Here is a 12443-nt window from a genome sequence, read left to right as displayed (position 1 = left end):
AACGAACTCTTTAGGCTGATCGGTTAGGGCGGACCTGTGGGGGCAGGCTGCGCGCTTGCCTACCACACCGTATCGCCGCCGCGCCCAACCATGCAGGGATAGTGCATCGTGTCGTTCATTTCGCCCGGAGCCTTCGATCGCGCTCAGCCAGAAGCCGTTTCACCACGGTCGCTGGTGGCTGCGCTCGATCAGGGAACGAGCGCGACGCATGACTTCGTCATCGCACTGACCGACCGGGCCAACCCGGCCCGTGCCGTCGATCTGGCCGACGCCGCGCATTACCTGTGCCTGCTGCACGGGCGCTATCCTGGCCTGATCGATTATGCCGCAACGCGCAGCGCCGACCCGAATGTAGGCAAATGGCTGGCCCATGCCTGTGAAGCCTTTGTCGGTGAGCGCGCATTGCTGACCCGGCTGACCGTCGCCGCAGGTCCGATCACCAGCACACCGGGGCAAGACAAATGCACCCCTGCCATCATCAACCTGCGCGGCGCGCTCAATGCCCTGTCGCAGTCCGACCGGCAGGGATGCGCACTGGGCGCTGCCTTTGCATTGGCGCTCGACTGGGTCCATGTCCGCACCGTGATGGACATCATCGCTGATCGCACCAGCCTGGATGTTCGCCCGTGCGCGCTGCCTACGCCCGATGAAACCCTGGAAATGGCACACGAGCTCAGTGCCAATGGCGCAATCGGCCGCGCCATCGGGTTTGGCGCGTCCCAAATGCTGCTGCAGCATCGCCAGTTCTGGGACATGCTGGCCGAACGCGCGATGGCGCGCCGCTTGCAGGACGGCGTCTGAGCGCTCCTCCGCCTGACGCAAACGTAAACGTAAAGCGCAGATCGTCTGCACGCTTGCCAATCCGCAGCAACGCCCCTATCGCTTAACCAACCAGTTAACAGCGGCAGGAAGGCCCTCGTCATGCGCTTTGAAGGCACCAGCGATTACGTTGCAACCGACGATCTGAAGGTAGCGGTGAACGCCGCAGTTGCGCTTCGTCGTCCGCTCCTCGTCAAGGGTGAGCCTGGCACCGGCAAGACCGTGCTGGCACACCAGATCGCCGCCGCGGCCAAGGCGCCGCTGATCGAATGGAACATCAAATCCACCACCAAGGCGCAACAGGGCCTGTACGAATATGATGCGGTCGCGCGGCTTCGCGACGGCCAACTGGGTGACGAGCGCGTCCATGACATTGCCAATTACATCCGGAAGGGCAAGTTGTGGGAGGCGTTCACCGCGCCCGAACTGCCCGTGCTGCTGATCGACGAGATCGACAAGGCGGATATCGAGTTTCCCAACGATCTGTTGCAGGAACTCGATCGCATGGAATTCTATGTCTACGAGACCAAGGAGCTGGTGAAGGCCAAGGAACGCCCGATCGTCGTCATCACCTCGAACAATGAAAAGGAACTGCCCGACGCGTTCCTGCGCCGTTGTTTCTTCCATTATATCAAGTTCCCTGACCGCGAGACGATGCAGGCGATCATCGACGTCCACTTCCCCGGCATTCAGAAGATCCTGGTGCAGAAGGCGCTCGAAATCTTCTACGATGTTCGCGAGGTGCCCGGCCTCAAGAAGAAGCCGTCGACCAGCGAACTGCTCGACTGGCTCAAGCTGCTGCTGCACGAAGACATGCCACTGGAAGTCCTTCAGTCACGCGATCCCAGCAAGGCGATCCCGCCATTGCACGGCGCGCTGCTGAAGAACGAACAGGATGTGATGCTGTTCGAGCGACTGGCCTTCATGTCCCGCCGCAACAGCTGATCGGCCTTCAGCCGCCGCTGCTCAGCGGATATAGGCAAGCTCGAAATTGCCCCAATACTGGCCCTTGATCCAGAGCGGCACGAAGATATTGCGCAGGATGGACCCTTCACCGGCGACAGGTTCGAAGCGATACACTCCGGCGTAATATCGGTCGGCCCTGTGCGCGAGCGCTTCACGCGTTGTCCGGTCCAGCACGATCATGCGGTTGCGGCAATGTGCGGTATCGTGCTGCGCATCGCCCGTCGGCGCGTGCGAGCGCGCGGTGATGTGGGTGGGCAGATAGCCATCCTGGTTGGAAATGACCGCCCCGTATGTTTGCGTATCCTCGCCCCAGAAGCGGTTGAGGATCGGACGGATGCGGTCATCCGCAAACTGGTTGAAACGATTGTCGAACCGCTCGATGTTGGGTTCGCTGCGCGGCTTGTACTCGCGGTCGAAGACATCCTCCATCGCCAGTGATCCGTCGTCGATCGCGGTCTCGATAATCCCCCTGATCTCGTCACATGTGTCGATCGCCAGCTCGACGAACGGATTGTCGCGGTGCGAAAGGCCGGTGTGCAGCAGCTTGTTGAACACCACGTTCGACAGCGCCTCCAGCGCAACCGTCTGCCCGAGAGCATCGTCGAGATGCGAGCTGCATCCGGCGACATCCTCCATGAACACAAACAGGTTGTCGCACAGTTCTCCGGTGTCCGAACGAACACCGGCGCTGGATTCGGCAATGGCGTCGGTCTGGGTCGCGACATCGCGCACCATGGCTCCGGCCTGCTTGATCGCGGCATCTATCGTCTCGAAATGCCGTTGCGCGCTGCGGCTTTGATCGACGCCGCGTTCGACTTGCGACACAAAGCGGCTTGCCTCGGTGCCGAGCGAATGCATGGTTGTCGATATCCGGTCGGTAACCTGCCGCGTATCCTGCGCGAGCTTCTTCACTTCGGCTGCCACGACCGCGAAGGTCGCGCCCGCTGGGCCCGCACGCTCCGCCTCGATCGCGGCATTCAGCGCCAACATGTTGGTCGATCGTGCAATCGAGTCGATGGTCTGGCTGGCGGTCACCACGTCTGCCATGGCGTTGGCGAACCGCTTGACATCCTCGCCCAGGCCCTGGATCAGCGCAATCAGATCGTGCAGCTCCAAAGCAGACACCTGCATCGTCTCCGAGCTTATCTCCAGATTGTCGAAAGCGGCCTGGCTCTTGCGGCGGGCGGTGTTGGTGGCAATGACCACCTGTTCCTGCTCATCCGACAGGTTGCGGGCAATCGTTTCGAGATAGGAGCGCTTTTCACCCAGCAGGGCCATTCGCTCGCGGACAGATCCGACGATCCCACCGACCCGGCTAGACCCGATCACCGATTCGCCGCAGCCTTCGGCCATGTCCTGAATGGCATCGCTCTCGGGATTGACGGTGCGATGCTGATGCATGATTGACCCTTGTCAGTGCAATGACTTAACCCTTACGCCAAGATGGTTAAGGTGGCGTGAAGACCATGTGCCGGTGCGCTTGGAGCTTGCCAGATCGCCTGGCAATCGGCATCGTGCCCCTAACGCGAACGTAAAGCAGCAATAGCAGGGAAGCGCGACCGATGTTCTTTTCTTTCATGGACGAATTGCGCAGCGCCGGCATATCGGTGTCGCTGAAGGAGCATCTGGTCCTGCTCGAGGCGCTGCACAGCGAGGTCATCGATCGCAGCCCGGAAGAATTCTATTATCTCTCTCGCGCCACGCTGGTGAAGGACGAAGGCCTGCTCGACCGGTTCGACCAGGTGTTCGCCAAGGTGTTCAAGGGGCTGGAGACCACGTTCCAGGGCAACGACAGCGCCGAAATTCCCGAAGATTGGCTGAAGGCGGTTGCCGAAAAATTCCTCTCCGAAGAGGAGATGGAAAAGATCAAGTCGCTGGGATCGTGGGAAGAGATCATGGAGACGCTGAAGAAACGGCTCGAGGAGCAGGAAAAGCGCCATCAGGGCGGCAACAAGTGGATCGGCACCGGCGGCACCAGCCCGTTCGGCAATTCCGGCTACAACCCCGAAGGCGTGCGCATCGGCGGCGAGAGCAAGCACAAGAGCGCGATCAAGGTCTGGGAAAAGCGCGAGTTCCAGAACCTCGACGACACCCGGCAGCTGGGCACCCGCAACATCAAGGTCGCGCTGCGCCGCCTGCGCCGGTTCGCGCGCGAGGGCGTTGCGGACGAGCTCGACATCGATGGCACGATCGATGGCACCGCGCGTCAGGGCTGGCTCGATATCCGCATGCGGCCCGAGCGGCACAATGCGGTCAAGCTGCTGCTGTTCCTCGATGTCGGCGGATCGATGGACCCGTTCATCAAGCTGTGCGAGGAGCTGTTCTCGGCAGCGAAGACCGAGTTCAAGAATCTCGAATTCTTCTATTTCCACAACTGCCTGTACGAAGGCGTGTGGAAGGATAACCGCCGCCGCTTTACCGAGCGGACCAACACCTGGGATATCCTGCACAAATACGGGCACGACTATAAGGTCATCTTCGTCGGCGATGCCTCGATGAGCCCCTATGAGATCAGCCATCCGGGCGGATCGGTCGAGCATTTCAACGACGAGGCGGGCGCGGTGTGGATGCAGCGGGTTGCCAACACCTATCCTGCCGCCGCCTGGCTGAACCCCGTGCCGGAGAACCAGTGGGGCTATTCGCAGTCGGTGCGGATGATCAAGGATCTGATGAAGGACCGCATGTATCCGCTGACGATCGAAGGGCTGGACGATGCGATGCGCGAGCTGGTGCGCAAGCACGGCAACTGAGGCCGCTGAGCGCCAGCGGGTTCAGGCCTTGCCTGCGTACCGATCCGTGGCCTCGATCAATCGGCTGAGGATGCCGGGCTCCGAATAGGCATGCCCTGCCCCTTCGACCAGACGGAAGTCCATCTGCGGCAGCGCCTTGTGCAGCGCCCAGGCATAATGCGCAGGACATGGCATGTCGTAACGCCCGTGGACGATCGTGCCGGGAATGGCCGAAAGCAGGTGCGCATCACGCAGCAATTGCCCCGGCTCCAGCCAGCAACCGTGGACGAAATAATGCGTCTCGATCCGCGCGAAGGCGAGCGCGAAATGCCCGTCGTCATGCTGCTCGGTCAGCCGGGGATCGGGCAGCAACGTCACCGTCTCGCCCTCGTACAGGCTCCAGGCCCGCGCCGCTGCGACCTGCAGGTCCGGATCATCGCCGGTCAGCCGCCGATGATAGGCTGCCAGCATGTCGCCGCGTTCGGCCTCGGGGATCAACGCGACAAACCGCTCCCACTTGTCGGGAAACATCTGCGAGACACCGAACTGGTAGAACCAGTCCAGCTCGGGCTTGGTGCAGGTATAAATGCCGCGCAGCACCAGCTGTGAAACCCGATCGGGGTGTGTCTGCGCATAGGCAAGCGCCAGCGTCGAGCCCCAGGACCCGCCGAAGACCAGCCAGGCGTCGACACCCGCCAGAACGCGCAGCCGTTCGATATCCGCGACGAGATGCCAGGTTGTGTTGTTCTCCAGCGCAGCGTGTGGCGCAGATCGCCCGCACCCGCGCTGGTCGAACAGCATGACATCGTACAGTTCGGGATCGAACAGTCGCCGGTGATCGGGCGAGCAGCCCCCGCCGGGGCCGCCATGCAGGAACACCGCAGGCTTGGCCCCTGGCGTTCCCACCCGCTCGTACCAGATCTGGTGCCCCTCGCCGGTATCGAGCATGCCGGTGGCATAGGGCTCGAGCGGCGGATAGAGGGCACGCATGGCGCTGACAGGCTTACGACTTGCCGTGGCGGGTGTTGCTGGCCAGGAAGTCGCCATAGCTGCCGACATAGCTGTCGATAATCATCTGCGTCTCTTCGCTAGCATAGCTTTCAGCCTCGGCTTTCTTGCCGCCATATTGCATTTCGGACTTCACCATCGCCTCGATCAGCTTGGTCTTCTCCGCAGGGCAGGCAGCTTCCGATTCCTTGGTGAAATCAGACGCTCCCTTCTTCGCGTCGAGACTCTCGTTGGTGAACTTCACCAGACATTCGTTGAAGTCCTTGCGCGCGGCTTCCACCGGATCCGCGGGCGCAGCCACCATGGCCATGGCGATCATGAAAGTGAGACTCACTGCTTATCTCCCCAGAAAGCAAATTGTGCGCAGCAATTAGCACCGCGCTGGGTGGCGTGAAAGCGGATTTGCGCAGGTGTTGCGGCAATTTACCGCACAACCGATCAGCGGATTTGCACGCCCCCCTGCACTACCGCGTCGACGGTCTCCAGCTCGCGCACATCGGCCAGCGGATCGCCATCCACCGCGATGATATCGGCATAGCGCCCGACCGCAATGGCGCCGACATCCGCCGTCTGGCCGAGCGCCTCAGCGGCGTTCACCGTCGCCGCGCGGATCGCCTCCAGCGGGGTCATGCCGTATTCGACCATCACCTTGAACTGGCCCGCAGCGGTGGCATGCGGCATCACGCCGGCGTCGGTGGCGAACACCATCTTCACACCCGCGCGATGCGCCTTGCGGAAGTTGTCGCGCTGGATCTGCGCCACTTCGCGGTCCTTGCGCAGATTGTCTTCCATCACGCCGTTCTTGGCGCCTTCGGCCTGGGTGTAATCGGTGTTGAAGATGTCCATCGCGAACCACACCGGCTGCTTGCGTTCGGTCGCGAGCCTGATCCCCTCGTCATCGACCAGGCTGACATGCTCGATGGTGTCGATGCCCGCACGGATCGCCGCCTTGATGCCGCTGGCACCATGCGCGTGCGCTGCGACCTTGAGACCCCATTGATGCGCCTCATCGGCAATCGCGCGCAGTTCCTCTTCGGACAGCTGCTGCTGGCCGGGCTCGGTGTTGCGCGAGAACACCCCGCCAGTGGCGCAGACCTTGATCACCTCTGCGCCATATTTGCGCTGCTCGCGCACCTTCTGGCGCAGTTCGACAGGGCCATCGCCGACCGCAGGCGACTTTGCCGCGAACGAGGGCGGCAGGTACGTCTGGTCGCAATGGCCACCGGTCGCGCCAATCGAGTGCGCAGCGGGCACGATGCGCGGACCCATCGCCCAGCCCTCGCCGATCGCCTGCTTCAGCGCGACATCGTTATAGCCTTCGGAGCCCACATTGCGCACCGTGGTGAACCCGGCGTCGAGCATCGCGCGTGCGTTCGATGCGGCGACGAAGCTCCAGAAGCGGTCGGTGAACTGCAGGCTGTTGTACCCGCCATAGGTCGGCGAGCTGTCGAGGTGCACGTGCATGTCGATCAGGCCCGGCAGCAGCGTCTTGCCCGACAGGTCGATATGCGTGACGTCCGATCCCCAGCGCACCGTGCGCGCATCGGCGATCGAGGTGATGCGGCCGTTTTCGGTGAAGATTGCGGGGAACTCGGTCACCTTGCCGGTGGTGACATCGATCATGTTCGCTGCGGTGATGACCGATCGTTGCGGAGCATCCTGCGCGTGCACCGGCGCTGCGAGGACTGACATGGCGAGCGCCGCTGCGATGGAAAAAGCTTCTGTTTTCATGATGATCCCCTGATCGGCCCCTGCCGCATATTCTATGACCCGAGGATTACAGCGCCCTACGGCACTGGCAAGCGAAACCGGGTGGACTGCACTGAACCTACAAATTTTTGGGGGTGGCTGGCCCGATCGCTGCGGCCTAGCATCGATGCCATGATGGACACATCGATGACGGACTGGCTCGGATCGCTGACCGAGAAGGAAAAGCAGACGCTCCGCCTGATCGTGCGCGGGCACGACGCCAAGTCGATTGCGCGCACGCTGGGGCTGTCGGTGCACACGATCAACGAGCGGCTGCGCGATGCGCGGCGCAAGATGGCGGTCTCGAGCAGCCGAGAGGCCGCGCGGCTGTTGCTGGCCGCCGAGGGCGGGAGTGTTACCCCCGAATATTTGGGACACAACGCAATCGGGGATGATCTGCGCGCGCCGACCGCCGATCAGGAGAGTGCGCCGACCCCCGGCGCGGAGCGAAACCGCTCCCTGATCCTGACAGGAGTTCTCATGACCCTCGCCTTCGGCCTGCTGGCCCTCACGACATTGCCGTTCACCACTACGGCGCCGACGAACGCCACCCCTGCCCCGACCCAGATCGCGTTTCAGGATGTGGGGCAGGATGCGCCATCGGAGCCGGTAACCCCCGAAGTGGTGAACGCCGCCCGCGCCTTCCTGACGATGATCGAACAGAAACGCTGGGAAGACAGTTACGCCGCCACCGGCACCGCCTTCCGCAAGCTCAACACGCTGCAGATCTGGACCCAGGTCTCCGAAGAGGTCTTCGCCCGCTACGGCACCACCGTCTCGCGCACCCTGATCAGCCAACAAAACCTCCCCGCCCCGCCCGCAGGCTACGAAGTCATCAAGTTCCGCACGGTCTATGCGAACAGGCAGCAGGCGGTGGAAACGGTGACGCTCGACCGCGAGGATGGGAAATGGGTCGTTGTGGGAGTTACTGTAGGCTGATTTTGGACAAGCAGCGGAGGGCAAGGTTCCGATGCCCTCCGCGCCCTGCCCATCAATTAGAAGTGAATCGCCCGCCCATAAGCTGACAACACACCCTCGTGCATCATCTCGCTCAGCGTGGGATGTGCGAAGACTGTGTGCATCAGCTCTTCCTCTGTGGTCTCGAGCTGGCGGGCGATGACATAGCCCTGGATGAGTTCGGTCACTTCCGCGCCGATCATGTGCGCGCCCAGCAGTTCGCCGGTCTTGGCGTCGAACACGGTCTTGATGAAGCCTTCGGCCTCGCCCAGCGCGATCGCCTTGCCGTTGCCGATGAAGGGGAAGTTGCCGACCTTGACCTCGTGCCCGGCCTCCTTGGCCTTGGCCTCGGTGAGCCCGACGCTGGCGACTTGGGGGCGCGAATAGGTGCAGCCGGGGATGTTCCAGGTTTCGAACGGGTGCGGGTTTTTCCCTGCGATATGTTCGACCGCGATGATGCCCTCGTGGCTCGCCTTGTGCGCCAGCCACGGCGGGCCGGTGACATCGCCGATCGCGCGGATGCCGGGGACGTTGGTCTGGCCGAAACCGTCGACCACGATATGGCCGCGGTTCGTCTCGACGCCCAGCGCCTCGAGCCCGATATCCTCGGTATTGGGCACGATGCCGATCGCGACGATGGCGTGGCTGAACTGGTGTTCCTCGCTCTTGCCGTCCTTCGTCTTGATCTTGGCGGTGACGCCCTTGCCATTGTCGGCCAGCGCCTCGACGCCCGCGCCGGTGAGGATCGTCATCTTCTGCTTCTTGAGCGCCTTTTCCATGAACGCGCTGACATCGGCGTCTTCCACCGGCAGGATGCGGTCGAGCATCTCGACGATGGTCACTTCCGCGCCCATGTCGCTGTAGAAGCTGGCAAACTCGACGCCGATCGCGCCTGATCCGATGACCAGCAATTTGCTCGGCATTTCGGTCGGGGTCATCGCGTGACGATAGGTCCACACGCGCTTGCCATCGGCCTTGGCGAACGGCAGGTCGCGCGCGCGCGCGCCGGTGGCGACGATGATCTCCTTGGCCTCGAGCTCACGGGTCTGGTCGCCCTGCGTGACGGTGAGCTTGCCCTTGCCGGTCAGCTTGCCGGTGCCTTCGACCACCGCGATCTTGTTCTTCTTCATCAGGCCCTTCACGCCCGCGTTGAGCTGGCCGGAGACCTGCCGGCTGCGCGCGACGATCTTGTCGAGTTCATAGCCCACCTTGTCGGCGGTCAGGCCGTAATTGCCCGCATGGGTCATGTAGTGGAAGATTTCCGAGGTGCGCAGCAGCGCCTTGGTGGGGATGCAGCCCCAGTTGAGGCAGATGCCGCCCAGCTTCTCGCGCTCGACGATCGCGACCTTGAGGCCCAGCTGCGCCGCGCGGATCGCGGAAACATAGCCGCCAGGGCCCGAGCCCAGCACGATGAGGTCAAAACTTTCAGCCATGAACGGTCACTTTCTTTCGGCGTTTCAGAAGATCAGGATTGCAGAGCATCCACACGAGGCCCGCAGCGACGGCGGGAGCATAAGCAAGCTCTGCGTAGGCAACAACTTCGGTGAGAAACAGGACGAGCAGGAACCCGCTCTCGGCCGCGACACCCAGCAGCAGCAGGATGCGCAGCCATGGCGGCACGTTGAACCGTGCGAACCCATACGCAACCACAGTCACGCCAAGCAGGATCACGAACACCATGATGAAGGTGTAATACGCGTCTTCCACCCCGACGAACATGTCCGACAGGCTCGCCGTGCCCAGTTGAAAGAGCGTGAACACGAAGCGGCTGGCGAGCGTGGCGATGGCGGTAGGCAGCAGCAGACGGCGCAGGATGAGGGTGAGGATCGTCATGATGCGGTGCCCTCAGCGCCATTAGAGCCCCTCTCCCCGTGCGGGAGAGGGGTTGGGGAGAGGGGGCTCGCACCATACTCAAATTTGTCCAAAACCGCCAAGATCATCTCCGCGACACCTTCGTCATTGGTCAGGATGTCATAGTTCGAGAACCGCATTATCTCAAAGCCTTGGCTGCGTAGATAGGCATCGCGCTGGGTGTCGTACTCGCTGTCCACATGCTGGGAGCCATCCGCTTCGATGATCAGCCTGCGAGAGAAGCAGACGAAATCGGCGATGTAGCGGTCAACCGGCACCTGACGTTTGAACTTGAACCCTGCTAGACGTTTTCCGCGTAAGATTTGCCAGAGCTTCAATTCAGCGTCGGTGGGCTCACTGCGCATGGCTTTGGCACGCCGGCGGAGAAATTCCTGCTGAGCATTTCCCGCACTTTCACGCATGCCCCCTCTCCCCAACCCCTCTCCCGCAAGGGGAGAGGGGCTTGAGTGTCACGATCTCATCAAGCCAGCATCCCCAGCGGGTTCTCGCACAGATCCTTGAACGCGGCCATCAGCTGCGCGCCGTCGGCGCCGTCGATGGCGCGATGGTCGAAGCTGCCGGTGGCGCTCATCACGGTGGCGATGCCGAGCGCGTCGTCGACGATATACGGGCGCTTTTCGCCCGCGCCGATCGCCATGATCATCGCCTGCGGCGGGTTGATCACCGCTTCGAAGTGCTTGATGCCGAACATGCCCATGTTCGACAGGCTGGCGGTGCCGCCCTGATATTCGTGCGGCTGGAGCTTGCCGTCCTTGGCGCGGCCGGCGAGTTCCTTCATCTCGGTGGAGATCGCGCCTACCGCCTTGGTTTCCGCGCCGACGATGATCGGCGTGATCAGGCCCGCAGGGGTGCTGACCGCGACCGAGATGTCCGCGCGGCTATAGCTGATCAGCTGGTCGCCGGCGAAGCTGACGTTGCACTTGGGCACCTGGATCAGGCTCTTTGCCAGCGCCTTGATCAGCAGGTCGTTGACCGACAGCTTGACGCCCTGCGCTTCCAATGCCTTGTTGAGCTCGCCGCGCAGCTTGAGCAGCTTGTCGAGCTGGATATCGACGGTGAGATAGATGTGCGGGATCGTCTGCTTGGCCTCGGTCAGGCGACGCGCGATCGTCTTGCGCATGTTCGAGAGCTTGGATGCCTCGTGCGGGATATCGGTGGTGAACGGAGCAGGCGCTGCGGCGGGAGCCGGTGCAGGCGTGGCGGCGGCGGGAGCAGCAGCAGCTTGCGGCGCAGCGGCAGTCGCCTGGCCGGGCTTGGCGTCCTCGACATCGGCCTTGACGATACGGCCTCCGGGGCCGGTACCCTTGATGGCGGCAAGATCGATGCCCTTGGCAGCGGCGATGCGCTTGGCCAGCGGGCTGGCCTTGATGCGATTTTCATCGCCCGCGCTGGCCGATGCAGGCGTCGGGGTTGCGGCGGGCGCTGGCGCCGGTGCTGACGCGGCAGCCTCTTCCTTCGCAGCCGGTGCGGGCGACGGAGCAGGCGCGGGAGCGGCATCGCTCACCTCTTCGCCTTCAGCCGCGATGATCGCGATGATCTCACCGACCTTCACATTGTCGGTTCCGGCAGGAATCAGGATCTTGGCGACCACGCCCTCGTCGACTGCCTCGAATTCCATCGTCGCCTTGTCGGTTTCGATCTCCGCCAGAAGATCGCCGGACGCGACGGTATCGCCTTCCTTGACCAGCCATTTGGCAAGGGTGCCTTCCTCCATCGTGGGCGAGAGGGCAGGCATTTTCAGATTAATAGGCATTGGGTTCTTTTCCCCTGATTCACGGATCGGGGCCGTTCTCGGCGCTTCAAGCCGTAGGGTCAAGAGGGCACGCCCTTGCCACACCTATCATTTTGGCGCAGGCTCTCGCGCAACAAACGGGGCGAACCAAACATGCGGGTATATCTGGTCATCATGGACGAAACGAGCGAGGCGCTGACCGCGCTGCGCTTTGCCTCGCGCCGGGCGCAGCATACCGGCGGCCAGGTGCATATCCTGGCGCTGGTTCCCAAGCAGGATTTCGTCGCCTGGGGCGGCGTGCAGGCCACGATCGAGGATGAGGCGCACAGCCGTGCCGAGGCACTGGTTACCGATGCCGCGGGCGCTTTGTTCGAGGACATGGGCCAGCGCCCGGTCATCACCGTGCGCATGGGCGATGCCACGCGTGAAATCCGCAACTACATGCAGGAGTGCCCGGACCTGGCGATGCTCGTACTGGGCGCTGCGGCCACCGGCGCACCCGGTCCGCTGATCACACACTTCGCCGGAGCCGATGCCGGCGCCCTGCCCTGCCCGCTGACGATCGTTCCGGGCAGCCTCAGCGACGAAGACGTCGACCGGATGAGCTGAGC

General features: G+C 62.8%; 13 protein-coding genes. 5 read left to right on the top strand and 8 right to left on the bottom strand.

Annotation, left to right across the window (positions count from 1 at the left end; all coding sequences use genetic code 11):
* Positions 1-108 precede the first annotated feature (108 nt).
* Together D618_RS18085 and D618_RS0108800 are read left to right on the top strand one after the other, a co-directional pair.
* A complete protein-coding gene (locus D618_RS18085; RefSeq protein WP_017671143.1) occupies positions 109-801 on the top strand; it encodes a hypothetical protein in 693 nt (230 codons plus the stop codon).
* Between the two features lie 120 nt (positions 802-921).
* Positions 922-1764, top strand: coding sequence for a MoxR family ATPase (locus tag D618_RS0108800; RefSeq protein WP_017671142.1), 843 nt, complete (start codon positions 922-924; stop codon positions 1762-1764).
* A gap of 21 nt (positions 1765-1785) precedes the next feature.
* Here the strand turns inward: D618_RS0108800 and D618_RS0108795 are convergent, their stop codons facing one another.
* Positions 1786-3186 (bottom strand): methyl-accepting chemotaxis protein, encoded by a 1401-nt coding sequence (locus D618_RS0108795; protein ID WP_017671141.1) that lies wholly within the window; start codon positions 3184-3186, stop codon positions 1786-1788.
* Between the two features lie 161 nt (positions 3187-3347).
* On the opposite strand from D618_RS0108795, the gene D618_RS0108790 reads away from it, so the two are divergent.
* Entirely contained in the window at positions 3348-4535 is a 1188-nt protein-coding gene (locus tag D618_RS0108790; RefSeq protein ID WP_026091470.1) for a VWA domain-containing protein, read from the top strand.
* A gap of 21 nt (positions 4536-4556) precedes the next feature.
* Here D618_RS0108790 and pip read toward each other — a convergent pair whose 3' ends face one another.
* The 3 genes from pip to D618_RS0108775 all read right to left on the bottom strand — a co-directional run bounded on the left by pip (position 4557) and on the right by D618_RS0108775 (position 7253).
* Positions 4557-5504, bottom strand: coding sequence for a prolyl aminopeptidase (gene pip / locus D618_RS0108785; protein ID WP_017671139.1), 948 nt, complete (start codon positions 5502-5504; stop codon positions 4557-4559).
* 13 nt (positions 5505-5517) lie between these two features.
* Positions 5518-5856, bottom strand: coding sequence for a hypothetical protein (locus D618_RS0108780; protein WP_152414610.1), 339 nt, complete (start codon positions 5854-5856; stop codon positions 5518-5520).
* A gap of 104 nt (positions 5857-5960) precedes the next feature.
* Positions 5961-7253 carry an amidohydrolase family protein gene (locus tag D618_RS0108775; protein WP_017671137.1) on the bottom strand — a complete coding sequence of 431 codons (1293 nt, stop codon included), beginning with the start codon at positions 7251-7253 and terminating at the stop codon, positions 5961-5963.
* Between the two features lie 165 nt (positions 7254-7418).
* Here D618_RS0108775 and D618_RS0108770 point away from each other — a divergent pair, with 165 nt between their 5' ends.
* Positions 7419-8210 (top strand): DUF4019 domain-containing protein, encoded by a 792-nt coding sequence (locus D618_RS0108770; protein ID WP_238550628.1) that lies wholly within the window; start codon positions 7419-7421, stop codon positions 8208-8210.
* Between the two features lie 56 nt (positions 8211-8266).
* Here D618_RS0108770 and lpdA read toward each other — a convergent pair whose 3' ends face one another.
* The 4 genes from lpdA to D618_RS0108750 are packed head-to-tail and all read right to left on the bottom strand — an operon-like array spanning position 8267 to position 11853.
* Positions 8267-9661 (bottom strand): dihydrolipoyl dehydrogenase, encoded by a 1395-nt coding sequence (gene lpdA, locus D618_RS0108765; protein ID WP_017671135.1) that lies wholly within the window; start codon positions 9659-9661, stop codon positions 8267-8269.
* Positions 9654-10061, bottom strand: a complete 408-nt coding sequence (locus D618_RS0108760) for a hypothetical protein (RefSeq protein WP_017671134.1) — start codon at positions 10059-10061, stop codon at positions 9654-9656. The genes lpdA and D618_RS0108760 overlap by 8 nt, the downstream gene beginning before the upstream one ends.
* The gene (locus D618_RS18080; RefSeq protein ID WP_081590462.1) at positions 10058-10501 is read right to left on the bottom strand and encodes an endonuclease domain-containing protein; all 444 of its coding nucleotides are present in this window, start codon (positions 10499-10501) and stop codon (positions 10058-10060) included. Before D618_RS18080 ends, D618_RS0108760 begins: the two co-directional genes overlap by 4 nt.
* A 59-nt stretch (positions 10502-10560) precedes the next feature.
* Complete coding sequence (locus D618_RS0108750) at positions 10561-11853, bottom strand: pyruvate dehydrogenase complex dihydrolipoamide acetyltransferase (RefSeq protein WP_026091469.1); 1293 nt, start codon at positions 11851-11853, stop codon at positions 10561-10563.
* A gap of 132 nt (positions 11854-11985) precedes the next feature.
* On the opposite strand from D618_RS0108750, the gene D618_RS0108745 reads away from it, so the two are divergent.
* Positions 11986-12441 (top strand): universal stress protein, encoded by a 456-nt coding sequence (locus tag D618_RS0108745; protein WP_017671131.1) that lies wholly within the window; start codon positions 11986-11988, stop codon positions 12439-12441.
* Positions 12442-12443 lie beyond the last annotated feature (2 nt).

This window comes from Blastomonas sp. AAP53 (assembly GCF_000331245.1).
Lineage (GTDB): Bacteria > Pseudomonadota > Alphaproteobacteria > Sphingomonadales > Sphingomonadaceae > Blastomonas.
Note: the sequence above shows the minus strand (reverse complement) of the source record. Positions and strands in the feature narration are given on the sequence as shown.

Coding starts and splice junctions, on each gene's coding strand:
- pip (WP_017671139.1), bottom strand. CDS start 5,504: ATGCGTGCCCTCTATCCGCCGCTCGAGCCCTATGCCACCGGCATGCTC.
- lpdA (WP_017671135.1), bottom strand. CDS start 9,661: ATGGCTGAAAGTTTTGACCTCATCGTGCTGGGCTCGGGCCCTGGCGGC.
- D618_RS0108800 (WP_017671142.1), top strand. CDS start 922: ATGCGCTTTGAAGGCACCAGCGATTACGTTGCAACCGACGATCTGAAG.
- D618_RS0108795 (WP_017671141.1), bottom strand. CDS start 3,186: ATGCATCAGCATCGCACCGTCAATCCCGAGAGCGATGCCATTCAGGAC.
- D618_RS0108775 (WP_017671137.1), bottom strand. CDS start 7,253: ATGAAAACAGAAGCTTTTTCCATCGCAGCGGCGCTCGCCATGTCAGTC.
- D618_RS0108760 (WP_017671134.1), bottom strand. CDS start 10,061: ATGACGATCCTCACCCTCATCCTGCGCCGTCTGCTGCTGCCTACCGCC.
- D618_RS0108750 (WP_026091469.1), bottom strand. CDS start 11,853: ATGCCTATTAATCTGAAAATGCCTGCCCTCTCGCCCACGATGGAGGAA.
- D618_RS0108745 (WP_017671131.1), top strand. CDS start 11,986: ATGCGGGTATATCTGGTCATCATGGACGAAACGAGCGAGGCGCTGACC.
- D618_RS18080 (WP_081590462.1), bottom strand. CDS start 10,501: ATGCGTGAAAGTGCGGGAAATGCTCAGCAGGAATTTCTCCGCCGGCGT.
- D618_RS0108770 (WP_238550628.1), top strand. CDS start 7,419: ATGACGGACTGGCTCGGATCGCTGACCGAGAAGGAAAAGCAGACGCTC.
- D618_RS0108790 (WP_026091470.1), top strand. CDS start 3,348: ATGTTCTTTTCTTTCATGGACGAATTGCGCAGCGCCGGCATATCGGTG.